This window comes from Natronorubrum bangense (assembly GCF_004799645.1).
Lineage (GTDB): Archaea > Halobacteriota > Halobacteria > Halobacteriales > Natrialbaceae > Natronorubrum > Natronorubrum bangense.
Genome location: NZ_CP031305.1, coordinates 38,815 through 63,685 on the forward strand (window position 1 = coordinate 38,815; position 24,871 = coordinate 63,685).

The window sequence follows — 24,871 nt, forward strand, 5'->3', positions numbered from 1 at the left end:
CATCCCCAATCGCGATAGTAACTGCACCGCTCGTCGCCGAAGCGAGTTGGAAACCCGACAGCTATTGGTCCGGATCTCCCACAGCCACGATGCGCTCATGAAACCAGTAGTGAACTCCCCCATCCTACTCGTTCACGGCTGACGCCGTTCGCTCCTTGAGGATAGTGAATTAGCGCTTAACCCCAGTTAATGATCTGAACGAGTTAGCATCAATATGTACTGTCTCCGCCAGCTAAAACTGATAGGCCTTCTATCTCAATATCATCTCTTCATGGGGCTATCTATCAGCCTCGAAATCGTTGTGTTCTCTAGAGAACTTCTATCTGATCATCAGTGTGTATCGGTGTCGATACACAACACCACATTTAGTAGTTATAGGAGATTTCATCCGTGAGTAACATACTACTTCGTCATCGAAGCGGAGACTCAACAGAGTATTCCCGCTACAGACGATGCTGCGGTACTATGTCGCCCGTCTTGGACATAGCCGCTATGGATGCGAAAACGAACGAAACGATGCGAGAGGCGACCGATCCGTACGTCGTAGTCGATCCCACTCCGGAATCGCTAACCGCTGATGTCGTGAATCCGGACGAGTTGCCGGCTGTCTCGGTGTGTATTCCGACGTACAACAGCGAAGAGACAATCGAACGGTGTCTTCAGTCGATAACCAAGCAGGAGTACTCCGATGTCGAAATCGTCGTCATAGACGGCGGTTCGAATGACCAGACGACGGCGATCGCTCAACGATTCGCCGATGAAGTCGTGATCGATACGGGGCCGCTAGGGAGCGCGAGACAGACCGGACTGGAACGCTCGAGCGGAGAACTCGTCGCTCTATTCGACTCCGATATTTATCTTCCGGCCAGTGGATGGCTCCGTCGAGCAGTCAAGTACTTTAATTACGATGAGCAGGTGAGCACCGTGTGGCCGGTCTTGGTACCGCCGCCGAGTTCCTCCCCGATCTCGAAGGCGTACGCTCGCCACTTCAACTTAATTCTCGAGGACCGTATACGCAACGAGGTCGGGCTGTTGGGTCTCGGTAACGCCCTGTTTCGGCGCGACGTGTTCGAGGAGGTCGGCGGTATCGACCGATCAGTTCACTGGGGGGAAGACATCGACTGGGCGCGGAAGTTCCGGGACAGCGGGTACCAGGTAGTTTACTTGGACGATCCCATCTACCACGATACGATGAAGACGCTCTCGGAATTCGCAAGGGCACAACGAGAAGGGGCCAAGTCGTTCGCGACCGGCGAGGGCTTCATGGATTTCCCGATGACCAGGTTACTGTACGAACAGTTCGGGCTCGGGGCCAAGGGATTCGTCCGTGGAATGGCAAGGGGCGACACCGGATGGGCCGCCTTACCTGCGTTGCTTAGCGTCCGGGCGCTCGTATACGGGTTTTATTTCGGGAGAAACCAACTCCAGCGTCCTGTCAACCAGTTCAGTGGCGGCTAGTTCTGACGTACCGACGGAACGATATGGTTCGTTTATTAATGTTTCCTGAGAACGTACGATCGATTCGCAACGAATCAGAGGAACGACATTGATACCGACGCATCGAATTTGGTCCGCGTTGGCGCTTGTCGATGAGTACCTTGGTTTCTCGTCGACATTGCCGTTCCCCGACTCCGGGAACCGGATCCTGATGTATCATTCCGTCAGCGGTGGATACCACGACGATATCTCGCTCGCCCGGTTTCGAAATCAAATCAAACGGCTCGAGGCGGAATACGACATCGTTGACCTGACTGACGTGACCGAAACGACGGCTCGGCCTAGGATCGCGCTGACGTTCGACGATGGAACAACCGACTTTTACGAGAACGTTCGGCCGGTCCTTCATGAGTACGACGCCCCTGCGACGGTATTCGTCGTTTCGAACGCTCTTCTCGATGATCAGTTCACTCACGACGAGCACTACGATCACGAGTACATGACCGAGAAACAGCTCGCGGAACTCGCCGACGACAAACTTGTGACGATCGGAAATCACTCGAAATCACACCCACGGCTGTCCGAACTCACCGGCGACAAGTTAGTATCGGAGATCGCGGGGTCGAAGGAGGAACTCGAGGAATCACTGGGGATTGACGTGACTCGATTCTGTTACCCCTACGGCGATCATTCTCGAGAGGCCGTAGAAATTGTCCGATCTACCCATGATCTTGCGGCGTCTATCGAAAATGAGGTACACGTTGATGAGACATCCAACCCACACCGTCTTCCGCGGATAAACGGCGCTAGCGAACCGTACGAACTCGACTGGGCACTGACCGATTGCAGCGCGTACGTCGCGAGGATGGCGAACACACTCTTCGACTGAGGCACTCGAGAATTAGCACATCGGGTTCGTCGGGTCGTCGATCGGTACTACCCGGCAGCTCTCGCGGCCACTCGAGCGTTGGCCAATCGAAGCCGCGGATTCAGGAAGTATCGACGATACGCTTTTGCGGTCCGCTTGGTTATCGTCGGAGGAAAAAACGACAGCGAGTACAACACACAGAGCATCGGACTCGGTTTCGAGAAACTGACCGCCTGCCGCACGTGATCCTGCGCTTCTTTCGGGTAGCCGTATCTGAGCCGCTCTCTGGCCACCTTGCGATGATAGTCCGTCAGTTCTTCCCGGGAGAGGTACTGTCTCGCGGCCCGAACTCCGTCCCGATCGACGATCCGTTTCAGTTCCAACCAATCTTCGGGTTTCTTTAATTTCTTTACCGCCAATAGGTCGTACAGCCATATCTTTTCGAGCGAAGAACCGTAAGCGCTGTCTGTTCGGATCTGCTGTTCGTAGAGCGGTTCGTCGATGTTCCGAACGTCGTATCTATCCGCGAGCCGTAAAACGAGCTCATAATCTTCCGCCAGTTCGAACCACTCGTGGTAGTACCCGACCTCCTCAAGTGCGGATCGTCGAACGATCATCGAACCGTGAACGAAGTGATTCACGTCGACGAGATCGGAGAGCGACGGATCCGCCGCGACCCGCCGACGAGCGATCCGATCGCCGCTCTCGTCGACGAGCAACGCACCGGTACCGACGGCAGCGACCCCTTTGTTGGCATCTAAGTACCGAGCCTGTCGTTCGAATCGCGTTCGGTGCGATCGATCGTCTGAATCGTGACAAGCGACGTACTCTCCACGTGCCTTTTCGATTCCTCGGTTACGAGCGGTCGGGATTCCGGAATTGGTCTCCAATCGAACCGTCTGGATTCGATCGTCGTCGTACGATTCAATTATCGAATGCGTTCCATCAGTCGAACCGTCGTTGACGATCACCAGTTCGAAGTCCGAGAACGTCTGGGCGAGTATACTATCGATCGCCGATCGTAGGTACTCGGCGGCATTGTACGTCGGCATCACGACGCTGAGGGCAGGGTCGTCCATAGTCACGAAGTATAGGGCCCGTATCACGCCGAGGCTAATAAACCGTCACCGGGCAGAATACTGGGAACGACGGCCAAGATCGAATTAGTGACTTGATCCAGCTAAGATCTCACCAGTCTTTGCTTAGAATAATCAAACTCTGGTGTATTTTGGCGTACCAAGATATAATCCGATTTTATAACTGATCGAGAAGTTCGTGTTTTAATCGCTCATACTGCTGTTTTAACAACTAGTAATTAACCACACACCCAGGAGAAATGCTGAAAAATTATATAAAGAATGGATATATTAACAAAACTCTATAGCTTTCTGGAGCGACTGACAATGGATGCATGGTACGCGACCCGACGGAGCGGGAAGATGACGCGGACAAGAATTATCACCGAACCGAGAGTACGATTAACCGGCGATCGTATTTGAAAGCGACGGGAACGGCGTTCGTCGCAGCAGGATTGACGGCGGGAACAGCGAGTGCGAATACCGGTAGTGAGTCCTCCTCGAACGGGTACCACGTCAACGGCTGGTACCCGTCGTGGGGATGGTGGGACGATTACCGCCCGTCGGACGTTCCGTTTGAACTGCTTGATTTCGTCAGTATCTCCGATTTCACCCCGCAGCCTGACGGGACCGTAGAGTTCACGTATCCGTCGATCGAGTCCTCCGTTCTCGAGGAGTTCCGTCAGGTCGATCGAGACGGATCGAACGTGCTCGTGATGCTCGGAGGTGCCGGCGGTTCGCAGAACTTCGCGGATGCAGTGAGTACTGCCACTCGCCGGGAGCATTTCGTCGAGACGACCCTCGATTATCTCCGGACATACGACCTCGACGGCGTCGACATTGACTGGGAGTTCCCACTCGATATCAGCGCTTCCGACGCCGAAAACGCCGAGAAGCGGCGGAACTTCACGGCGCTGATTGAACTGTTCCGTGAACGGTTGGATGAAGCCGGTAGCGAGGATGGAAAGTACTACTGGCTCTCGGCATCGTTGTCGCCACAGCCGTGGCGAGCTCGCGAACACGATACGCAGCGCCTCGGCGAACTGCTCGATTTCGTGGCGGTTATGAACTACAACTACGCCGGGAGCTGGTCCAGCGCTACCGAACACGACGCCCCGCTTTTTTCGGAGATAGATGACGGGGTTCATGATTACCCACCGTCTTCTCACGCCGCGTTGCAGGCGTGGATCGAAGAAGGAATCCCAACAGAGAAAATTAACCTCGGTGTTCCCTCATTCGGCGTCGTCTTCGAAGGCGTTCTCGACGGCGGTACGAACGGTCTCGGCCAGCCCTGGTCGACCTGGGGCGGCAGCGAACAGTACTCCACGATCGCCGAACGGTATCTCGATAGTTCGGAGTTCGAGACGTTCTGGGACTCCACCGCGGAGGCCCCCTTCTCGTATTCGGCGAGTCAGGAGACATTCGTTTCCCACGAGACTCCCGAGAGCGTCAAGCGGAAGTGCCAGTACGTCGCGGACCGGGAACTTCACGGATTGATGTTCTGGCAGATCGGCGGGGATACTTCGAATCATGAACTACTACGGGCCGCCAGCACGGGAACGGACGATCACTCTATTAGTGATCCGTCAAACGGCGAGGACCGGGAAGTCGATGACGAGATATCGCTGGTCACGGACGGCGTCTCCGACATCTCGACATCGACAGCCACGCTGCACGTCACGATCGAGTCGATGGGCGACGTCGACAGCGCTTACCTCTGGGCGGCGTACGCGCCGGTCGGCGCGGACAGCTGGCCGGAGTCGTCAGCGGGCGGGTTTGAAGTGACGAGTGAGGGGGAGTATGAACTCTCGCTCGAGACTATGCAGGCGGGAACGGAGTACGAGGTTCGACCAGAGCTATGGAACGAGTCCGGGACCGAGTCACCGGACTTCGGATCGACGATCACATTCTCGACGGCGACGGGTGATAAGCCCGACGACGAACCCGACGACGAACCCGACGACGAACCCGACGACGAACCCGACGACGAACCTGAAGACGAACCTGACGACGAACCCGACGACGAACCTGACGACGAACCTGAAGACGAACCCGACGACGAAGATAGTGCTACGTCGGCTCCTCGGATCAATCGATTCCGTCTACGCAACTGGAGTAACCCACAGTGGGCCAGAGTGCGCGTAAGGTGGGCGGTTTCCGACGCCAATAGCAACCTCGAGACGGTTTCTCTCCGACTCATCGATCCGGACGACAGGAGCGTCGTCGACTCGAAAACGGTCAGCGTCAGCGGGTCGGGTGCCTGCAGTTCCGACCGTCTACGGAAGCGTCACGAACACGGCGAATACGAGGTCTCTCTCGAAGTGACAACATCCGACGGAGAGTCCGCGTCGACTCGAACGGACGTTCGTCTCCAGAGGTAAGGAGAGAGGCCCGGTTTGACGGTCGCTTTCCGACGCCGGTCAGTTCGTCCGGATACCTTGCCTTTCGGAACTGATACCGGTTCGATAGTGTGATGTTTCGATAATACGTATCATTATGACCGACCGTTCGCCGAGCGTGTACACAACATTATACACTCAATCGAACAAACGACGGTATGATCACTGCCGAGAGGGAATTTCCGGTCGATAAGCGGGATACGGAACAGACGCTTGATTCGATCGAATTTTCAGTAGTCGTTCCGACTCGGAACAGACAACGCGATCTCGAGCGGTGTATCTCGTCGATTGGCGACCAATCACGACCGCCGGAAGAGGTAATCATCGTAAACGACGGAGAACTCTCTTCGGAGCTCGTTGAACGGTTTCGGTCAATACTTCCGGAGACGGCCGATCTGACGATCACGGGTTCCAAACGCGGTTGTGTACCCGGATCGGGCACCGCTCGAAACACGGGAATGACGCTCGCGGCGAGCAGTGTCGTCGTCTTTCTGGACGACGATACGGTCCTTGCGCCATCGTATCTCGACAGACTACATGCTCTCTATTCGTTGCATGATTCGCCGACTCTTGCTGGAATCGGAGGGTTGCTGTTCGGTCCTCGAACTGACGAACGAGGAGAAGACACCGTCGATGCGCTTTCGAAGGCGTTTGATCGACTTTTTTATCAGGGAACCTCTCTGTGGAAGATCAACAATGCAGGTTTTTCTGTTCGATCGTATCAGACGGGAGAGGCGCCGATCACGGTGATGAAGGGCGACTGGATCGGCGGGAGCAATATGAGCTACAAACGGGACGTCGTGACGGACGTGCGGTTCCCGCAGTGGACGGCCGGCCGTGAGCCGGGGGAGGACCTGATGGTCGGCTGGCAACTGAAGAAGGCGGGATACCACTCGCTCATCGATCCGAAACTCCCCCTCAAGCACCCTGAAACCAACCACGAGAGGGACGTTTTCGAATCAAATGCACGCGAGGGTCGAAACCGCGTTCGCGCGTTCGAATCGCTCGGTGAGCGGAAACACGCACCGCTGTTCGCGTGGGCGATGATCGGGGCCACCTTTCGAACGTTCCTCAGATACGCTCTGAGAAGAGAGTGGACGGCTGCTCTCGGGAGTTCGCTGGGATTTCTCCTAGGCACCCTCAGTCAGGTTTTCGAGTCCATAACCGGAACGCACGAGACACTTGCGTGAACTTCGGTCGCAGATTCTATACCCTTTGAATTTGCCGTTCGACCGCGATCGGTCCGGACACGGCTGTCGCCATAATCGCGTATTCGGCGCCGGAAACACCGCGATTACCGCCGTTACTGACACCGGGTTTTTATCGGTAAACGGTGTAACCGAGTCACCGCGATCAGAGCTGCTTTCGACTGTGTATGACGCACGAATCCGATATTTCGAGTGCCGGAGACGACCGAACGCACCGTGCCGAAAAATGCGACCCGACGGACAGACTCGACGGCCCACGTACTCATTCACGTGACTAAATGAGAAGCGAACTCGTTGAACATATCTCCGCAGAGCTTGGTGGGAGAGTATTCCACGCGCTGATCGGCGGGCTGATTCTGGTATTTCTGACTCGCGTTCTGGGTGCAGATTCCTACGGAATTTTCGCGCTGGCGGTGTCGGTCTTCATGGTCTCAAGGCTGTTCAGCGAACTCGGGATCGCCCGTTCTGCGGCACGGTACGTCGCCGAGTACAAACACGATAACCCCGGAGTGGCAAACACGGTCGTCTCAGAGTCGAAACGGATCGCAATCGTTGCCGCGGCGACGGTCGCTCTCGCTCTGGCCGCCGCCTCCAATTGGATCGGGGCGTTGCTTGACGAACCGGCCCTCCCTTCAGTCGTCTTTGTTGGATCTGGCTACGTTCTATTCTACTCCCTCCATGAGTACAACCGGACGATCCTGCAAGGGTACGAACGGGTTGCGACCAGCGCCAAGCTCCACGCGACGGAAGCGGGACTCACGGGGCTTTTCGTCGCCGCGTTTGTGCTCTATAGACCGACGGCCGTCTCCGCGGTGATCGGCTACGCGGTTGGGTTCGGCATTGTCACGCTGGTCGGGTTCTATACGGTCAACTCGGTTCGAGATCGGGTCGCCAACGAGTCCCTCCCGACGAGCGAGATCCGGAACCAAATTTTGAAGTACAACGTTCCCCTTTCGGTTACGAACCTATCGGAAGTCGTCGATCGGCAGATGGACATCCTTCTCGTCGGTTATTTCCTCAATCCGCTGGCCGTGGCTTACTACATGATCGGGAAGGAACTATCGCGACTCGTCGGCATTCCGGGTGCCGCGATCGGTTTCGCACTCTCCCCGACGTACGGCGCGGAAAAAGCCGCGGGCCACCTGGAGCGAGCTTCCAAAATCTACGAGGAGAGTCTGAAAAACGTGCTCGTTTTTTATATTCCTGCCTGTACCGGCATCGTCCTCGTCGCGGGAGTCGCGATCCCGAACGTTTTCGGCGCAGAGTATTCCGGAGCGATTCCGGTCGTTCAGATACTCGCGCTGTTCGTCTTCTTCGAAGGACTCGCACATATCTCGAGCGACACGCTCGATTACCTCGGACGGGCGCGTACCCGGGCCGTGGCTAAGTTTGTCACGTCGATCGGAAACTTCGGGCTGAACGTGCTTCTGATACCCGTCATCGGGGTCGAGGGGGCAGCCATCGCGACCGTTATCACGCACGGACTCTACTCTCTCATAACCGTATACCTCGTCCATGTCGAGCTCGGGTTCGAACTCGTTCCGCTGAGACAGTGTCTCGCACGGGTTTTGGTGATTACGCTCGTCATGGGGCTCGTGGTTTATGTGCTCGTTCAGACGTTCAGTGGGTACATCGCCATACTTGTCGGCGTCGGGGCGGGAACGGGGATTTGGCTGCTGGGCTGTCACGCGCTCGCCCTACTCGACTACGGACAACTGGCAGCAGAGGTCCGAGAGTGACCGTGTGGGACTCGAAGACATCTCGTACTGATCTGGGACGGTCCCACCGGTTCACGAGGGATCTAAAACATGGAACGTATCCCAAGAGAGTACGATCTCGGGTTCGCTACCGGTAGTACGAGACCGTCCCCGAATCGTGGACGCGGTTGCGTTCGGCCAACTCGTCCCAGGCCATCTTCTCAGCGGAAACGTACGCATCGTCTTCGGCCGTGTACACCGGTCGCTTCTCGAACTCGTCCTCGCGTATCACCACTCCGTCGAACTCCGCGTGGACGATAGTCTCGTTCTCTACGGGAAATGCATTGCACTCCGCCTCGTGTATGTTCTCCGCGTAGTGACAGGTGATGTGGTCGGCGCCGAGTGCCCCCTCGTGAATTTCGAGTACCCGTTCAAAGGTCCGTTCCTCCTGTTCGGTGAGATAGTAGGTGTAGAATGGACGGTCGACGACGGGATTGTCTGAGGAAACGAAATCGTTCGAGACGGCAACGAAAGAAAAACAACTCAGCAGCACTATGAGTACGAGCAACCCCCTCTTTCCACCCACACTCAACAGCGCGTACAGCCCGTATCCTCCCGTGAGTGCAATAAAAACGAACCCGTAGTGGGCAAATCGTCCTTCGGTAAGATGGACTCCCGCAAGCGCGTCCACGATCAGTACCGGCGACGGGTAAAGCAACGGGATCATGACTACCGATGCAACTGCGAACGACGCGAACGCACCGGACCGCTCCCGATCGCGGAGGAACCAGGACAGGAACCCCACGAGGACGAACAAAACGAGAAACGAGTAGGGCGTGTAGTTGGCCACCTCTCTCCACGGCGCCTCAAATATTCCGCTCGGCGCACCCTCTCCCGATGCACCGCCGTATACGAGCTCGGTCCCCATCTCCACAAGCCGAGTGAGAAAGTAGCTCGAGAAGAACTCCGCGCGGTAAAACCAGTAGACAGCGGTGACCACGCCGATAATAGAGACAGTGAAGGTGTCGACAACGTACGGTCGACCGGAGCACATCCGCTCGGCACCGTAGAGGATCCCCAACAGTACGGCCAAAAACGGAATCGTGACTGGATGGTAGACGACGATTCCTCCAATAAAGAGGATACGGAGAAGTCGCATGCGCGGCGAGGCGCTGGCGACGAGCGTCACGAGGAGGGCAACGAAGAGAACGGAGGTGACGCTGCGAGAGATAGAGTACATGCCGTAGAACACGTATTCCGGAATCGCGATTAACACCAAACAGGATAGCAACGCGACCCGTTCGTTCGACACGAGGCGCATCGCGAGCGCGTACACCATTGGTACTCCGGCGGCGAATATCGACCCGGATAGCAACATCAACGCTGTATACGAGTCGAGCCACTGACCGGACAGCGACGAGGTCGAGCCGACGTAGACATGCCACAGGGCAAACTGTTCATATATCTCTGCCGCTTCGGGCATTGTTCCCGTTTCGTATATCGACTGGATCATCGCGTGGTGTGGCGGGAGATCCTCTCGTCCGATGAAGTAGTTGTAGTTGAGCGTGACACTGAAGATCGACACTAGAAGGGTCAGACAGAGGTGATAGAGCGAAAGGGCGACGTGGACGGGTCCCGTACCCGAGAGGACGAGGACGAACAAAAGAGCGTAGACGACGGCGTAGACCACAAAGAACCACGTCGGTCGAACCGCAAACGAGGCCGTCAGATAGATCATCAGCGCGACCGACGCGTGAATCAGGATCGACGGAACGCGCCAGTCGAGCGAGTCGAACGAAACCGATCGATTCCTCGCGTTGGTCGAGACCGACCGAACGACGAATGGGGCGAGGATCATCGGAACTGCGAGATAGATGCCGAGCACGCTGAAATCCGTCATCCCGACGAGGAAGGGAACGGCAACTCCGAGAACTCCAGCGATCGGAAGCAGGACGAGGAAGATTCGGACGGTGAGATCGAAGATTCGATCCCGATCGACGACCGCGTTCATAGGTGCGTACGCGTGACCACGCGATTCTTTCCATTAGTAGTCTGTGCGATCCGACGGTGGACTCGACCGTCGCCTCCGATCACTCCGGCGGTCGATCGACGCTTTCGGCGAGCGAACTCGCTGCCGCCCGGTACCTCTGTCGACAGCCTAGAGGGGCGTTCTCGAGACATGGGGTACGCGATCACGAGTCGTACGTCAACAACCGTTATATAGTGCCGTGGCCGGATCGGTAGAAACCGCCCCTTTCTTCTGTTCGAGGTATCGTTCTCGGCCTTTGCCGCCAACCAACGGACGATAGTCGCATCGATCGTTACGAAGAATCCACTCGGCTACACCTACGCGAACTACGCATCGAAGGCGCGTTACGAATTATGTTCGGAGAATATCGATGAGAAATCGAAATCGTCCTGCTCAATACCGCTGTGTTCTGGATTTACCTCTCCAACCTCCCCGGGGCTGTCTCGTTCGACGGTCCAGAAAGAGAGCATTCGAACGCCGCGGTCCTGGGCGAATTCCCGGAGTTGCCGAGCGTCATTTGGGTAGAACGCACCGCCGGCGCTGTTTTCACCGATCATCGGCGTGGCTCCGATTAACGACCAGAGTCTTTCTTCCGATCTGTCCGGGAACCGTTCGGCGAGCTGGTCGTGAGCCCCTTCGAGCGTCGAGATACAGTGTTCAGCCCTCGGAGCAACGTACACGTAGTTCATGGTCATCACGTTGATTATTTCGATCTCAACGCCGTGATCAATCGCGCTGTCGAGTATCGGCAGGTCGGAGATTCCGTCAGTGTTGGCCCGCAGCGTGTACGATACCCTCAACTCCGGATAGCGGTTCTGCAACAACGCGAGCGCTTCGTTGCGTCGGTCAAAGACCGGTTGGTCGGCCTTCTCGTCGTTGATGTCAAAATAGTCAACATCATATTCCCGAACGACCCGTTCGAAGGCGTCCGCGAGAGACTCCGGACCGTCGAAGGCCTCCGCGAGGTAGTCGCCCAGCGCACCCCCAAAGGAGACTATCAGCTTCCCACCGTTGTCCTGAAACGCCACAATCTCGTCGTCGAACGGGCTCTCGCCGACGACGTGGTCGGGGTCTCCGTCCCAGGCGGGATTTCCGTCCGGTCCGGCGAGAATAAACGCCAAACTGAGTCTGTCCGTGCCCGCCGATCGACTCCACTCTATCGGCTGCCCGTTCGATACGCTTGGTAGGTGATGATACGGTGCGAAGAACGCCTCTGGCCATTCGTTGGACGTATGCGAGTTGGAAGCACAACCGGCGGTAGCGGTCGAGAGTGCGAGGCTGCCAGAAGCGAGAAATGCCCGTCGATCCACATCTAACACTCGAACCCGCTCCGTTAGTTGCTTGTGCAGGCATAGAAAGGGTGATGATGTGCGGGTGTGATGCAGCGCAGCCGTGCTGCTCGAGAGTTCCGTTCCCGCATCACGTTCTCGCGCGGGTGACGCGCGCGACCGTCTACGGTCGGCACAGACGAACTCGGATGACGTGTCGGCTGGCCCCAGTTTTACTTACCCACACGGCGTGGAACGAACCATGGTAACCCAGCGACGTATGCGGGTACTCTCCTGGCAACTCGTGTGGATGCTCGGTGTCATCGTGAGCCTTGCCTTTCTGGGCGCGTTCTCGTACGAACTGTTCTTCGTGCTCTCAACGGTCGGTTTCCTGCTCCTCGTCGACCTCATTCGCCCGAGCATCGCGAGGCCTGAGTGGTGGATGCGGGCGAGATCGATTCTCGTGCTTGGACTGATCGGACTCGCGGTCGTGATCGCAAGGCGGATGATCGTGATGGTGTAACTCCTTACGCTGCCTCACAGGCACGAAACGACGGACCGGCGCACAGTAGCGGCCCGATACAACTCGATCGAGGGCCGTTCACTCCACTGAATCCCACGAACAGGTAATCTCCCAGTCCGCGCTACCGCTGGCGGAACGGACCTCGAGGGTCACCGGGCGACCGAGTCGGCTCGCAAACCCGACGGCCAGATAGGACGCGATCGGATGGTCGAACCGATCGACGTCGCCGAACGCGCTTCCGGCCACGCCGACCGTCGCCTTCCCCTCCGAGGGAACGACGTCCGCGACTGCTTCGTCGGCGATCTCCAGTACGTCTACCAGTCCGTCGGTGAGTGCTTTGGCAGTCGTTTCGACCTCTGGGTCGAGGTCACCGGGAAGCGTTCGATTGACGTCTCGATACAGCCCTGATCCACTCGGCTCGAAGACCAGATCGGTCGTGTCCGTCTCGGCCGACGACCACGGGACGGTGGGGTCGGTCGGAACTGATTGATCACCCTCCGCAGGGACGGAGAGCAACACCTTGCCGTTGGCCGGGACGTATATTCGTCGGTCGGAGAGTTCGAGCGCGTCGACGAGTGCCGCTCCGTTGGTCGCGGAAGATGCGTACACGTTCTCGGCGACGGTATCGGGGAGAACTCGGTCGGAACTGAGAACGATAGCGAGAACGGCACCGAAAAGTCCTGTCGCCGCCAGCGAAAGCAACACTTCGCGAGCGTCCGAGAAGACGACGCCGCCGACCCCAGCCAGTGTCCCGACGGCAACGAGTCCCAAGGCGACCCGGTTACGGCGGGACGAGCGGAAGCGCAAACTATCGTTGCGACTGGAGCGGATATTCTCGGCCGGGTCGACGGGGGCACCGTTCCGTAGCTCGGAAATCAATTGCTTCTCCTCTACCGTGGAAGCCCCGCTGTCTTCATCGCTCGAACTCATGGTCCTCCATCGCCTGCGAGTTCGATCGTGATCGCGTTTCGTCGGACGAACCGGCAGGGACCGTGCCTCCGTTGGCCGTGTCGTTTGCGGACCGGACAAGTCGACGCCGTCGAGACCGACAACCGCCGTAATTCGCTCGAGACAGCGGAGACTCGCCGAACGGGGCACGCCTCGCCGCGGATCGTCGTGAGTTGATCATCGGGGACACTACGTGAATAGGGAATTTCAAAGGGAGGGGAGGTAATATGTTATTACCGCTGGGACGCTGTTTCCACGAAGTCACCGTCTGCTCCGTCCGATCGTTTACATTCGGTTAACACGATCTGTTACCTACGACCGTATTCCGGGAATAGTCCAGAAGACGTTACAGTATGGTAAGTCGCCAACTGGTCTTTTACCGTCAACAGAAGTAGAGTGACCGGATGAGAACCGATCGCTCGGATATGTCGTCGAACGGTCATCGCCGCGGGACGGTCCCGGTCGATCTCGTGCTCGTCATCGCTGCCGTTGTTCTACTCAACTTCGCGGTCTTTGCGCCGATCGTTCGAGAAACACCAATCCGCGTTCCTGTCGCGGTAGCGTTCGTCCTGTTTGTTCCCGGTTACGTCGTCGTCGCCGCACTGTATCCCGACGACACTGATCTAACCGATTGTGCGCCTGTAGACGATCCAGATTCGCTGCGATCGGGGCGACTGCGGTCCGGTATCGGCAGCGTCGAACGGGTAGGGCTCTCGTTCGCGCTTAGCTTTGTTATCGTACCGGCACTCGGCTTTCCCCTGGCTCGCACGTACAACGGAGTTCACCTCACCTCTACGACCGCCGCTCTCACCGCGTTTACCCTCATTGTGACTGCGATCGCTACGGTCAGGCGTCGGAACCTCCCCGAAGAGGAGCAGTTTTCGGTTCCAATCCGCTCGTGGCTCGCGACGGGGCGATCGAGCGCCCTCCCGTTCGACGGCTGGGCCGACGCCGCGTTGACCGTCCTCCTCGTGGTGTCGTTGCTTCTCGTGGCTGGTAGCGTCGGGTTCGCCGCCGTCAATCTTCCACAGGACGACGAATTCTCTTCACTCTCACTGCTCACCGAAACGGAGAACGGGGAGTTGACCGCTGACGGGCTCCCAACGGAGGTAGTGGAGGAAGAACCTGCGGAATTTATTGTCGAGGTCGAGAATCACGAGCACAGAACCACAGAATACACGCTCGTCGCTGTCGAACAGTCGCTCGAATCCGGGAACGAGAACGGCGAGACGGCCGTTGGGGAAGAGCGCGAACTCCACCGGACCGATCTCTCGCTGAATCACGGAGAAACCGAACGCCTCGAGTACGAACTCAAATCATCCCTCGCCGACGAAGAGACACGCGTCGTCTGGTTGCTCTACGTGGACGACGCGCCCGAGGACCCGTCGATCGACGACGCCCCGTACTACGTTGATCTCGTCGTCGAGTTCGAGTAACTCGCGTCGTCGATCACAACTAACTCCGGACTATATCTCGAGCGCCGGATTCGATCCGACGAATCACGTTACGGGTCGGGACGTCCGCTTTTGCGGCGACTGTCTCGGCGTCGTCGTCTTCCGCACTCACGTCGTACACCTGCTCATCACCATCACGTCGCTCGAGACCTTTACTGTCACTTCGCACGTCTCGAACTCTCGCATTCAGCGGTGTGTGACCCCTGCGTCACGCGCTCCTGTGTCGGCCAGCCTCTCCCGAAGTCCGCCGAGAATCTCCGGCGTCGTGTCGTCGAGGTCTGTCTCGAGGACGGTCATATCGTCTTTCGCCGGTTCGCATCGACTGCACCCGTCGCTGATCAGCTTCCGAGATCTTGAGATGCTCGGTCCGGACATCGCCAACCCCACACCACTCGTGGTCACACAGCGGGACTTGGTCGACAGAGGATCATCGGCATTGGTTACGGGTCTCACTGCCACACTTGTGCAGTCGCAACTGAATCGAGGTGCCCTCGAGGTCCACCCCCAGTACGCTCGCAGACCTCGAGATAGCTGCGGTGACATGGCTTTCGACGTAGTCGTCGGGGCGACTCTGACATCGATCACTGTACTGAGGGTCAAATCACTGCTTGTGCACACGTGCCATCAAACACGAGGAGGAGTAAGCAGTATCGGTCACAACAACTCGCATCCAATTGCCACGAATAGCTGCCTCGAGCAGCTGTCGGTACCATCAAAACCAACCGATGCCGGTACATCTATGTACGCGCCAGTCATACCTCGATGTGATAGCATCTAGCACGGTAACAATCTGCGCTAGCAAAAAAACTATCCGCTCAGGAAGCGGAGTCATTGACATCGCCGTCCATCCCGAATCATGAATGAAGTTCAACTGGAGGTTGCGAAGGCATACCCGAACGACTCGGGTCGTGGTATCGCCCGACTCGATCCGGACACGCTGTTGCATCTAAAGCTGAGTCCGGGCGACATCATCGAAATTGAAGGCGCGAACACCACCGCCGCGAAGGTGTGGCGCGCAGACCGGCAGGACTGGAACACGGATACGGTCCGCATCGACGGCTTCACTCGGCAAAACGCCGATGTGGGTATCGGCGAGCGAGTCACGATCCGCAAGGCTGAAGCCACGAAAGCGGACAAACTCACGCTCGCGCCGCCGGAGGAGGCGTCAGTCCAGTTCGGCTCCGACGCGGCTGGCATGGTCAAACGCCAGATCTTAAAACGGCCGGTCGTCGGCCGCGACATCGTTCCCGTGATGAGTTCGACGAACCACCCGTTCATGCGCTCGCCGGGGCAGGCGATTCCGCTCATCGCCGTCGAAACCGAACCCGAGGGCGTCGTCCTCATCACCGAGGACACCGACGTCGAACTCCGCGAGGAGCCGATCAGCGGCTTCGAGAAGACCGGTGGCGGGATCACCTACGAGGACATCGGCGGCCTCCAAGGCGAAATTCAACGCGTGCGGGAGATGGTCGAACTCCCGATGAAACACCCACAGATCTTCAAGAAGTTGGGGATCGAGCCGCCACAGGGTGTCTTGCTTCACGGCCCACCTGGCACGGGGAAGACGCTGCTCGCCAAAGCCGTCGCCAACGAGACGTCCGCGAGTTTCTTCTCCATTGCAGGCCCGGAGATCATCTCGAAATACTACGGCGAGTCCGAACAACAGCTCCGGGAGATCTTCGAGGATGCAAGCGAGGAGTCGCCATCGATCATCTTCATCGACGAACTCGACTCGATCGCACCGAAACGTGAAGATGTCACCGGCGAGGTCGAACGCCGTGTCGTCGCTCAGCTGCTGACGATGATGGACGGCCTCGAGGCACGGGGTCAGGTCATCGTCATCGCAGCGACCAACCGCGTCGATTCGGTCGACCCCGCGCTGCGTCGACCCGGCCGGTTCGACCGTGAGATCGAAATCGGTGTGCCCGACGAGGTGGGTCGCGAGGAGATCCTCCAGATCCACACGCGCGGGATGCCGCTGTCGGATGACGTCAACCTCGGCCATCTGGCCGACGAGACCCACGGCTTCGTCGGGGCGGACATCGAGTCGCTGACGAAAGAGGCCGCGATGAAGGCGCTGCGCCGATACCTTCCGGAGATCGATCTCGACGAGGAGGATATCCCGCCGAGCCTGATCGACCGGATGATCGTCAAGCGCCAGGACTTCCGTGGCGCACTCAACGAGGTCGAACCCTCGGCGATGCGGGAGGTGCTCGTCGAACTCCCGAAGATCTCCTGGGACGACGTCGGCGGTCTCCACGACGCCAAAGAGCAAGTCCAAGAGTCCGTCGAGTGGCCACTGAACAACCCCGAGCGGTTCAGTCGGCTGGGCGTCGATCCGCCATCCGGCGTCTTGCTGTACGGCCCGCCCGGCACCGGGAAGACGCTCATGGCGAAAGCCGTCGCCAACGAGACCAACGCGAACTTCATCTCGGTGCGTGGCCCACAGCTGCTCAGCAAGTGGGTCGGCGAATCGGAGAAGGCCATCCGACAGACCTTCCGCAAGGCGCGGCAGGTCTCGCCAACGGTGATCTTCTTCGACGAACTCGACGCGCTCGCGCCGGGCCGAGGCGGCGAAGTCGGCTCGAACGTCTCCGAACGCGTCGTCAACCAGCTGCTGACCGAACTCGACGGGTTAGAGGAGATGGAGAACGTGATGGTCATCGGGGCGACGAACCGTCCGGACATGATCGATCCCGCGCTCTTGCGTTCGGGTCGGTTCGACCGGCTCGTCATGATCGGCGAGCCCGACATCGACGGTCGTGAACGCATCCTCAACATTCACACGGAGGAAACACCGCTGGCAGCCGATGTCACGCTCCGTGAGATTGCCGAGATCACCGACGGCTACGTCGGCAGCGACCTCGAGTCGATCGCCCGCGAGGCGGCGATCGAAGCGCTACGCGAGGACCACGAGGCCGATATCGTCGAAATGCGTCACTTCCGAAAGGCCATGGAGAACGTCCGACCGACGATCACCGACGACATCCTCGAGTACTACGAGCAGATCGAAGAGGAGTTCAAAGGTGGCTCGAGCGGGCCGGACCCGACGGGACGACGCGGCAGTCGGATCGGCTTCCAGTAACCCACGAGTCGGCTTTGGGTGCGGTTTCGGTTTTTTGATGGCTGTAGCAATTGCATACTGAACGGTGTCCGCTGGAGCCATCCGGCTGAGAATCGACCAATTCGAGTGGAGAGGGTGGGATTCAGATTCAGGCCGACCTTACACACGGTAAACCTCTCACAACACGGTGAAACGCTCGTGCTGGTCTATCTGCTGAAATCCACTCAGTTGAAAGAACTGAGTAGTTCGATGTCGAACCAACCCTCCGGTCACGATCAGGACACCGTGGTGTCTCGAGAGCGAGATGGCGAGGATCAAGACGTTGATGGGACACTCGAGAAGATCGTCCCATCGCTTGCTGGGCCGATTCGCACCACGGGGTTCTGGGGCGCGATCGTCCTGCCGATTCTGTACCTCCCGGTGCTTATCACTGGCCTGTCGACGTCCTTCGAGGCGAGTCTCTTTCTCGGGTTGATCATCCTGCATCTCCTCGCACTGTACGTTGGGCATGCACACCGTCGCCGAGAGTCTGACCAGTAACGAGTCGTGTTCGCGACTGTACCCTCGCTCACTCACTCGACTTGTGTCGGCGGAGCTGTCCAACCGCGCGGCGCAGCACCTGCCGCTTGACGAGAACGAAGCCGGTCGCGATGAGCCCGAAGCCGACGACGGTCGTCGCATCGATGACTTCGCCCAGATAGAGCCAGCCGACCAGCGCGGCGAAGATCGGCGCAACGTACGAAACCATGTTGATCTCGACGGCACCGAGGCGCTCGAGCAGGTCGAAATACAGCAGAAACCCCAGCGCGCTCGCGACGAGTGCGAGATAGCCGAGCGCACCGATCGCCTCGGGATGTGTCCACGTCGATGGCTCAAGTGGCTCGCGCAGCGCCAGACTCACAGCGTGCATCAGGAGTGCACCGCCGAGCATCGACCACGCCTCCATCGTCTCGATCGGCAACGTGGTCTCGAGACGGCGAGTGAGGACACTCCCGAGTGCGAACGCAGCGGCGGCACAGAACACCAGCAGCGTTGCAACGACATCTGTCGTCAGCAGATTCGAGGGATCTGGCTGGGCGATCACGCCAACACCAACCAGCCCGACGAGCAAGCCGGCGGTACCAAGCGGCGACAGCGCGTCGGATGGGACGAGCACTCGAGCGAAACCGGTCGTCAAAACCGGTGAGAGACTCACCACGATTGCGGCTGCAGCTGCGGTCGTGTTTTGCTGGCCGACGAACAAGAAGACGTGATAGGCCGCGATCAGCAGCGTCGCTCCGACGACGACCACCGCCCACTCGTCGCGCCCGCTCGGATACCAGTCGTCGACGGCGTAGGCCGCGTAGGCAAGCATGACCACGCCTGCGATATCGTATCGCAGTGCTGCGAACAGCACTGGTGGAAAGTGCTCGAGGCCTGCACTGATCGCGACAAACGCGGTCCCCCAGATTCCTGCAAGGGCCAAAAAAAGCCCAAGCGTTCGAGCGCGACTCACATCGAACGTCTCGTCAGGAGCCCCCTCTCTGTTTCGATTCGAGAACAGCGCTGGCAGATGGAGCGATTCAGTAAGATGCAGAGGTTGACGACCACGAGACCAGCTCAGAGTGTCTGGATGGCGACGAAAATCCGGTCAGTTCACAGCGATGAGAGTCGGCGAAGTGTCGGGTCGTCTTCGGTCTGTTTGAACTGGTTCAAAAGCGGCTTGATATCGTCGAAGCCGTCGTCGAGGACGATGTCACCACTTCGAAGGTCGTATTCGATGATCCCGTAATCCGCGAGCCGAGGCAGATGGTTGTGGACTAGCGAAACGTAGACACGCTGTCTGGTTTCGTCGTCGACCTGTGTCTGATCGTCGTCGTGTTCCCACGCAGCAATCTGACCAACGACCTCTTCGAGGTTCGCGCCGCTGTGGGTTGCCAGTTCGTAGAGGAGATATCGGCGTTCTGACTCTGCAAGGAGTGAACACGCTGCTTCCATCCGAGTGGCGGTCGCGTTGTTCATACCTCTTCGAGGAACCACGCCATATTACACCTGCTGCCAACACAGATTGGGTCACCCTGCTGTTCGACCGCCGACTCGAGTACAGAAAACCGTCTGCTAAGGCTGTCAGGGGGAGTTGTACCGACGATTCAGGGGGAAATGGTTGGTGGTTTCATCTCGAGGCTGTAACGCTCGAGACCGAGTATCTCGGCTCACCGCCGGATAGACAACTGACACGACTGGGAACGGCGTACGAACGACCGAGTTCAGTCATCCGACTCGCCGGCTCGTGTTCCCGTCTCGTGGAGGTGACAGGCGACTGGATGAGGCCTGTCACCGAGTGTGGGATGGTTTCGCTCGCAGACGCTCTCGTAGCTCGCCCGTAACCGCTCGGCAGCACCCGTCCAGTTTTCGTCGGCCAGCTCGGCAAGTGCGTCTTCGACGATCGCATCGTGGCGTGGGGGCAACTCGGTCTCGAGCAACCGCGTTTTGAGCGCTGTAACGAAGGCAGGGACGTCTGCCTCCGGGACGCCACCAGCTGTAGGCTCAAACTGGCCGTCGTCACCGACGGAGGCGAGGGAGAGATCGCGGCGTTCGATCCGTTCACGCAGGTGCATCAGCTCACGGTAGGTCGCTTGCTCGATGTCCATCCCCTCGGGTGGGATCACCATCGGACAGCGGGTCCGGAACCGACAGCCACTGGGTGGGTCCCGCGGAGAGGGGACGTCACCGGTAAGCGTCTCCCGATCGCGCTTGCGTTCGTCGGTCGAGACACGAGGCACGCTCTCGAGCAAGGCCTGTGTGTAGGGGTGGTCGGGGCCGGCAAACAGTTCCTCTACTGGGCCGACCTCGACGATCTCGCCGAGATACATCACGGCCACGCGATCGCAGACGTGACGCACCACTGAGAGATCGTGACTGATCAACAAGTAGGTAAGGTCGAACTCGTCTTGCAGGTCGTCGAGTAGGTTCAGGACCTGCGCTTGCACCGAGACGTCGAGCGCCGAGGTGGGTTCGTCCAGCACCAGAAACTCGGGTTCCAGTGCGAGTGCGCGAGCGATCCCGATCCGCTGGCGCTGGCCACCGGAGAACTCGTGAGGGTAGCGATTGAGTTGATCCGCCGAGAGCCCAACGCGCTCGAGGAGTTTAGCGACGCGCTCGCGTCGCTCGGCGTTCGTCCCGACGTCGTGGATGTCGAGTGGCTGTCTGACGATTTCCCCGATCGTCATCCGGGGGTCGAGACTCGAGAACGGATCCTGAAAGACGACCTGTGCGTCGCGGCGGAACTCTCCGAGCGCAGTGTCGTCCATCTCGTAGATGTTCGCACCTTCAAACTCGACGCAGCCGTCCGTCGGCTCCTGCAGTCGGAGCAGCGTCTCACCGGCAGTCGATTTCCCGCAGCCGGACTCCCCGACCAGCCCTAGCGTCTCCCCACGATAGATGTCAAGGCTCACGCCGTCGACGGCTCGGACGGGCACCGGATCGTCGCCCAGTAGTTGATCGAGAAGCGAGTCGTTCTCCCAGAAGTACTTTTCGAGGTTCTCGACGCGGACGAGCGGCTCGTCGGTACTCACTGGTGTTCACCTCCGGTGGTTTCGGCCGGCGGATGTTGCCGTTCTTCGCCATGGTCTCCATCGCGGTCATCGGGGCCGACGTGTTTGTCCCCGGCTGGACGGCCCGTCCCGTCGAAGTAGTCGCCAGGCAGCGCTCTCTTGTCGTCATACCCCGTTTCGGCGAGCACACACCGCACCGTATGGTCGTCGCTGCCGCTCGCCGGATACTCGGCCGGATGGTCCAGGCAATCCTCCATGGCTTTCGGACATCGGTCGGCGAAATGACATCTGTTCTCCATCTCGTGATCGAGGAGACTCGGAACGTTCCCAGGAATCGGCTGGAGACGGCCGGCCGCTCCCTCGAGGTCGGGAACCGAACCGAGTAGTCCTGCCGTGTAGGGGTGGACGTGGTCGTCGAAGACATCCTCGAGCGTGCCGCGTTCGACGATTTCGCCGGCGTACATCACGCCCACGCGGTCACACATGCGAGCGACGACGCCGAGGTTGTGTGTAATCAGGAGAATCGTCATTCCCAGTTCCTCCTGAAGGTCGTCGAGCAGATCCAGAATCTGGGCCTGAATGGTCACGTCCAGTGCCGTCGTCGGCTCGTCGGCGATCAGCACGTCGGGCTCGCCGGCCAGCGCCTGGGCAATCATCGCCCGCTGAAGCATCCCGCCGGAGTACTCGTGGGGGTACTCGTCGGCTCGCTCGACTGGGTCGGGGATGCCGACCAGCTCGAGCAGTTCGATCGCCTGCTCGTGGCTCTCCGACGAGACGTACCGTCTCGAGGAGAACATCGATCCGAGGATCATCGAGGTCAGCGTGTACTCCTCCGATCGTGCGCGGGTTGACCGAGGGTTGGCGCTCGCGCGCCGCTGGACCTCCACCGCCTCGGCGATCTGCTCGCCGACGGTGATGGTCGGGTTGAAGCTGCTTTGGGGATCCTGAAAGATCATGCTGAAGTTCGACCCGCGCAGCGAGCGGCGAACCGACGGAGGGATTCGAAGCAGGTCGATCCGATCGCCGTCGATCGCGTCCGGGTAGTCGTCGGCGATCGCGTCGGCGAGGTCGGGATCGCGGTACCAGATCTCGCCGTTGGTAATCTCGCCTGGCGGTTCGATCAGGTCGATAATCGAACGGGCCGTGACGCTCTTGCCGCTGCCGCTCTCGCCGACGATGCCGTACGTGTCGCCGCGGTCGATCGAGAGGTCGATCCCGTCTACTGCGTTCACCTGACCCTCGTCGGTGAAGAACCTGGTCTTCAGTCCATCGACTCGAAGAATTTCGTCGGTCATACTAGCCGGCACCTCCGGCACCTTCGCCCTCGATGTTCGGGTCGAGGGCGTCCCGTAGCCAATCGCCGAGCAGGTTGACACCGATCACGGAGAGGACGATTCCGATCCCCGGGATGGTGGCGACCCACCACTGGTTGCGCATCACGTCGTGTCCCCGCTGGATCTCGTAGCCCCACGACAGGGTCGTCCCCGAGAAGCCCAGATAGGAAAGCGAACTCTCGAGGAGGATGATCGCCGCGACCTGGATCGTCGCGAGCACGATGATCGGCGTCAGGCTGTTGGGCAGGACGTGCTTGCGCATGATCGTGGCGTGGTTCGCGCCGAGCGAGCGCGCTGCCTTGACGTACTCCTCGTTGCGTATTGCCATCGCTTCTCCGCGGGCAACGCGTGCGAACCAGACCCATGTGACGAGCGCGACCACCACCGTGACCATTCCGGGAAACGTGATCGTCTCGGGCATTCCGTCCGCGAAGCCAGCCACGACGATCGGATCGGGGATACCGATCGTTCCCCTGCCGAACGCGCCCATCAGCGCTAGCGCGAGGACGAGCGACGGGAACGCCAGCATGACGTCCGCCATCCGCATGAGCCCGTCGTCAACCCGGCCGCCAAAGTAGCCCGCCACCAGTCCGACGGGGACGCCGATCGCGGTCGCGAGCAGCGTTCCGGAAAGTCCGACGAGCAGCGAGGTCCGGGCGCCGTAGAGGAACCGTGAGTAGATGTCCTGTCCGACATTGTTCGTTCCGAGAACGTGTTCGCTGGTCCCTTCAACGGTGTGGCTCACTCGTTCGCCGTCCTGGGCGATCGTGATTTCGTCGGTCAGACCGAGCGGCGGATACGATGCGCCGGCCTCGTCGCTGTGGCCCTGCTCGTGGGGATTGTGCGTCGCCAACACCGGAGCGAACAGCCCCATGAGGAGGATCGAAACGAAAATAACGATACCGAGTTTCGCCAACAAGCTCCGGCGCAGTTCCTTCGTCAGATTTGATTTGATTCGATTCGAAATCATCTGTCGGTCACCTGCGGGTTCAGCCGCGCGTAGAGCGCGTCAACCAGGATGTTGATCAGCACGAACGCGACCGCGATGAACAGCACGATCCCTTGGACGACCGGCCAGTCACCGTTTCGAAGCGACGTGATGAACATCTGTCCCAGTCCGGGCCAGTTGAATACCTCCTCCGTAATCACCGCGCCGCCCATCAGCGTCCCGAGCTGGAGCCCGAGGACCGTGATGATCGGGATCAGTGTGTTCCGGAGGACGTGTTTGTACCGAACCAGCGTCCGTGGAAGCCCCTTGGCTTCCGTCGCGGTCACGTACGGCTTCCCGAGTTCGTCGATCATGCCGCTTCTGGTCAGCCGCGTGATCAGCGCCGTGAAGTACGTTCCCAGCGTAATTGCCGGGAGAGTGATATAGCTGAGCCACGAGAGCAGATCGGCGACGTAGCCGTACCGGAACAGGTTGTACATCGCCTCGTGGAATGCGATGCCCCGGCCGGACGTAGGAAACACGCCGACCTGCATGGCGACGATCAGGATCAGCATGATCCCAAGCCAGAAGTTCGGCGTACTGATCCCGACGAGGGAGCCAAGCGTCGCGGCGTAGTCGGCGGGCTGGTCGCGCCGCGTTGCGCTGACGACGCCGAGGGGAATCGCGATGACGATCGCGACGACCGTCGCCGCCACGGCGAGTTCGACTGTCGCCGCGAAGTGTTGTGCGATAATATCGTTGACCGCGCGACGCTGATTGTATGAGTACCCCAAGTTCCCAGTTAGCAGATTGCCAAGGTAGTCAAAATACTGTACGTACATCGGCTGATCGAGGCCAAGATCCTGTCGGATCTGGTCCCGCGTCGACTGATCGGGGACCTGACCCGCAATCAAGTTCACGGGATCGCCCGGCGAAAGCGCTCGTAGGGCGAACGTGATCGTCACGACACCCCAGATGACGAACACCCCCTGCAGGAGCCGTCGTATCAGAAATTTTCCAAAGGCCATTCAGTTCACGTCCTGCGGTTAGCTGTTTTGAATAAGGCGTTTTCGTTCTCAATCGTTGCGGAGCCGGGGCCAGCCCG

General features: G+C 59.1%; 21 protein-coding genes. 9 read left to right on the top strand and 12 right to left on the bottom strand.

Annotated features, from left to right (window positions below; translation table 11 throughout):
- Positions 1–492 precede the first annotated feature (492 nt).
- Both DV706_RS00170 and DV706_RS00175 read left to right on the top strand, forming a co-directional pair.
- Positions 493–1,458, top strand: a complete 966-nt coding sequence (locus DV706_RS00170; RefSeq protein ID WP_161569782.1) for a glycosyltransferase — start codon at positions 493–495, stop codon at positions 1,456–1,458.
- 190 nt (positions 1,459–1,648) lie between these two features.
- Positions 1,649–2,326 carry a polysaccharide deacetylase family protein gene (locus DV706_RS00175; RefSeq protein WP_136350748.1) on the top strand — a complete coding sequence of 226 codons (678 nt, stop codon included), beginning with the start codon at positions 1,649–1,651 and terminating at the stop codon, positions 2,324–2,326.
- Positions 2,327–2,373: 47 nt separating this feature from the next.
- Here the strand turns inward: DV706_RS00175 and DV706_RS00180 are convergent, their stop codons facing one another.
- The gene (locus DV706_RS00180) at positions 2,374–3,384 is read right to left on the bottom strand and encodes a glycosyltransferase family 2 protein (RefSeq protein WP_006067711.1); all 1,011 of its coding nucleotides are present in this window, start codon (positions 3,382–3,384) and stop codon (positions 2,374–2,376) included.
- 332 nt (positions 3,385–3,716) lie between these two features.
- Between DV706_RS00180 and DV706_RS00185 the strand changes: the two genes are divergently transcribed.
- The 3 genes from DV706_RS00185 (at position 3,717) to DV706_RS00195 (ending at position 8,727) form a co-directional block, all read left to right on the top strand.
- Positions 3,717–5,762 (top strand): glycoside hydrolase family 18 protein, encoded by a 2,046-nt coding sequence (locus DV706_RS00185; protein ID WP_006067712.1) that lies wholly within the window; start codon positions 3,717–3,719, stop codon positions 5,760–5,762.
- Positions 5,763–5,938: 176 nt separating this feature from the next.
- Positions 5,939–6,970 (top strand): glycosyltransferase family 2 protein, encoded by a 1,032-nt coding sequence (locus tag DV706_RS00190; protein WP_006067713.1) that lies wholly within the window; start codon positions 5,939–5,941, stop codon positions 6,968–6,970.
- A gap of 296 nt (positions 6,971–7,266) precedes the next feature.
- Positions 7,267–8,727, top strand: a complete 1,461-nt coding sequence (locus DV706_RS00195) for a flippase (RefSeq protein ID WP_006067714.1) — start codon at positions 7,267–7,269, stop codon at positions 8,725–8,727.
- A gap of 106 nt (positions 8,728–8,833) precedes the next feature.
- On the opposite strand, the gene DV706_RS00200 is transcribed toward DV706_RS00195, so the two are convergent.
- A complete protein-coding gene (locus DV706_RS00200; RefSeq protein ID WP_006067715.1) occupies positions 8,834–10,696 on the bottom strand; it encodes a hypothetical protein in 1,863 nt (620 codons plus the stop codon).
- A gap of 362 nt (positions 10,697–11,058) precedes the next feature.
- A complete protein-coding gene (locus DV706_RS00205; RefSeq protein ID WP_006067716.1) occupies positions 11,059–11,835 on the bottom strand; it encodes a glycoside hydrolase family 18 protein in 777 nt (258 codons plus the stop codon).
- A 409-nt stretch (positions 11,836–12,244) separates the two neighbouring features.
- On the opposite strand from DV706_RS00205, the gene DV706_RS00210 reads away from it, so the two are divergent.
- Positions 12,245–12,505: a hypothetical protein gene (locus DV706_RS00210; protein WP_240756789.1), complete on the top strand. Its 261-nt coding sequence runs from the start codon at positions 12,245–12,247 to the stop codon at positions 12,503–12,505.
- A gap of 78 nt (positions 12,506–12,583) precedes the next feature.
- Here DV706_RS00210 and DV706_RS00215 read toward each other — a convergent pair whose 3' ends face one another.
- On the bottom strand, positions 12,584–13,276 hold the full coding sequence (locus DV706_RS00215; RefSeq protein ID WP_136350750.1) for a hypothetical protein: 693 nt from the start codon (positions 13,274–13,276) through the stop codon (positions 12,584–12,586).
- Positions 13,277–13,878: 602 nt separating this feature from the next.
- On the opposite strand from DV706_RS00215, the gene DV706_RS00220 reads away from it, so the two are divergent.
- Positions 13,879–14,889 carry a DUF1616 domain-containing protein gene (locus DV706_RS00220; protein WP_240756791.1) on the top strand — a complete coding sequence of 337 codons (1,011 nt, stop codon included), beginning with the start codon at positions 13,879–13,881 and terminating at the stop codon, positions 14,887–14,889.
- A gap of 19 nt (positions 14,890–14,908) precedes the next feature.
- On the opposite strand, the gene DV706_RS22445 is transcribed toward DV706_RS00220, so the two are convergent.
- Both DV706_RS22445 and larC read right to left on the bottom strand, forming a co-directional pair.
- On the bottom strand, positions 14,909–15,076 hold the full coding sequence (locus DV706_RS22445) for a hypothetical protein (RefSeq protein ID WP_006067720.1): 168 nt from the start codon (positions 15,074–15,076) through the stop codon (positions 14,909–14,911).
- Positions 15,077–15,093: 17 nt separating this feature from the next.
- Positions 15,094–15,204, bottom strand: coding sequence for a nickel insertion protein (gene larC / locus DV706_RS22450; RefSeq protein ID WP_006067721.1), 111 nt, complete (start codon positions 15,202–15,204; stop codon positions 15,094–15,096).
- Positions 15,205–15,763: 559 nt separating this feature from the next.
- Between larC and DV706_RS00230 the strand changes: the two genes are divergently transcribed.
- Both DV706_RS00230 and DV706_RS00235 read left to right on the top strand, forming a co-directional pair.
- Positions 15,764–17,992 carry a CDC48 family AAA ATPase gene (locus tag DV706_RS00230; RefSeq protein WP_136350751.1) on the top strand — a complete coding sequence of 743 codons (2,229 nt, stop codon included), beginning with the start codon at positions 15,764–15,766 and terminating at the stop codon, positions 17,990–17,992.
- A 228-nt stretch (positions 17,993–18,220) separates the two neighbouring features.
- Positions 18,221–18,511, top strand: coding sequence for a hypothetical protein (locus tag DV706_RS00235; RefSeq protein ID WP_049889989.1), 291 nt, complete (start codon positions 18,221–18,223; stop codon positions 18,509–18,511).
- 28 nt (positions 18,512–18,539) lie between these two features.
- Here the strand turns inward: DV706_RS00235 and DV706_RS00240 are convergent, their stop codons facing one another.
- The 6 genes from DV706_RS00240 to DV706_RS00265 form a co-directional block, all read right to left on the bottom strand.
- Positions 18,540–19,466 (bottom strand): DMT family transporter, encoded by a 927-nt coding sequence (locus tag DV706_RS00240; protein ID WP_049889979.1) that lies wholly within the window; start codon positions 19,464–19,466, stop codon positions 18,540–18,542.
- A 140-nt stretch (positions 19,467–19,606) separates the two neighbouring features.
- Positions 19,607–19,972, bottom strand: coding sequence for a DUF7344 domain-containing protein (locus DV706_RS00245; protein WP_006067725.1), 366 nt, complete (start codon positions 19,970–19,972; stop codon positions 19,607–19,609).
- Between the two features lie 245 nt (positions 19,973–20,217).
- Entirely contained in the window at positions 20,218–21,525 is a 1,308-nt protein-coding gene (locus tag DV706_RS00250; protein ID WP_006067726.1) for an ABC transporter ATP-binding protein, read from the bottom strand.
- A complete protein-coding gene (locus DV706_RS00255; protein WP_006067727.1) occupies positions 21,522–22,799 on the bottom strand; it encodes an ABC transporter ATP-binding protein in 1,278 nt (425 codons plus the stop codon). The genes DV706_RS00250 and DV706_RS00255 overlap by 4 nt, the downstream gene beginning before the upstream one ends.
- Position 22,800: 1 nt before the next feature.
- On the bottom strand, positions 22,801–23,808 hold the full coding sequence (locus DV706_RS00260) for an ABC transporter permease (RefSeq protein ID WP_006067728.1): 1,008 nt from the start codon (positions 23,806–23,808) through the stop codon (positions 22,801–22,803).
- Entirely contained in the window at positions 23,805–24,794 is a 990-nt protein-coding gene (locus DV706_RS00265; protein ID WP_006067729.1) for an ABC transporter permease, read from the bottom strand. The genes DV706_RS00260 and DV706_RS00265 overlap by 4 nt, the downstream gene beginning before the upstream one ends.
- Between the last annotated feature and the right edge of the window lie 77 nt (positions 24,795–24,871).

What these genes read in the sequence shown, in the direction of transcription:
- DV706_RS00170 (WP_161569782.1), top strand. Translation starts at nt 493, where the DNA reads ATGGATGCGAAAACGAACGAAACGATGCGAGAGGCGACCGATCCGTAC.
- DV706_RS00175 (WP_136350748.1), top strand. Translation starts at nt 1,649, where the DNA reads ATGTATCATTCCGTCAGCGGTGGATACCACGACGATATCTCGCTCGCC.
- DV706_RS00180 (WP_006067711.1), bottom strand. Translation starts at nt 3,384, where the DNA reads ATGGACGACCCTGCCCTCAGCGTCGTGATGCCGACGTACAATGCCGCC.
- DV706_RS00185 (WP_006067712.1), top strand. Translation starts at nt 3,717, where the DNA reads ATGGTACGCGACCCGACGGAGCGGGAAGATGACGCGGACAAGAATTAT.
- DV706_RS00190 (WP_006067713.1), top strand. Translation starts at nt 5,939, where the DNA reads ATGATCACTGCCGAGAGGGAATTTCCGGTCGATAAGCGGGATACGGAA.
- DV706_RS00195 (WP_006067714.1), top strand. Translation starts at nt 7,267, where the DNA reads ATGAGAAGCGAACTCGTTGAACATATCTCCGCAGAGCTTGGTGGGAGA.
- DV706_RS00200 (WP_006067715.1), bottom strand. Translation starts at nt 10,696, where the DNA reads ATGAACGCGGTCGTCGATCGGGATCGAATCTTCGATCTCACCGTCCGA.
- DV706_RS00210 (WP_240756789.1), top strand. Translation starts at nt 12,245, where the DNA reads ATGGTAACCCAGCGACGTATGCGGGTACTCTCCTGGCAACTCGTGTGG.
- DV706_RS00220 (WP_240756791.1), top strand. Translation starts at nt 13,879, where the DNA reads ATGTCGTCGAACGGTCATCGCCGCGGGACGGTCCCGGTCGATCTCGTG.
- larC (WP_006067721.1), bottom strand. Translation starts at nt 15,204, where the DNA reads ATGACCGTCCTCGAGACAGACCTCGACGACACGACGCCGGAGATTCTC.
- DV706_RS00230 (WP_136350751.1), top strand. Translation starts at nt 15,764, where the DNA reads ATGAATGAAGTTCAACTGGAGGTTGCGAAGGCATACCCGAACGACTCG.
- DV706_RS00235 (WP_049889989.1), top strand. Translation starts at nt 18,221, where the DNA reads ATGTCGAACCAACCCTCCGGTCACGATCAGGACACCGTGGTGTCTCGA.
- DV706_RS00245 (WP_006067725.1), bottom strand. Translation starts at nt 19,972, where the DNA reads ATGAACAACGCGACCGCCACTCGGATGGAAGCAGCGTGTTCACTCCTT.
- DV706_RS00255 (WP_006067727.1), bottom strand. Translation starts at nt 22,799, where the DNA reads ATGACCGACGAAATTCTTCGAGTCGATGGACTGAAGACCAGGTTCTTC.
- DV706_RS00260 (WP_006067728.1), bottom strand. Translation starts at nt 23,808, where the DNA reads ATGATTTCGAATCGAATCAAATCAAATCTGACGAAGGAACTGCGCCGG.
- DV706_RS00265 (WP_006067729.1), bottom strand. Translation starts at nt 24,794, where the DNA reads ATGGCCTTTGGAAAATTTCTGATACGACGGCTCCTGCAGGGGGTGTTC.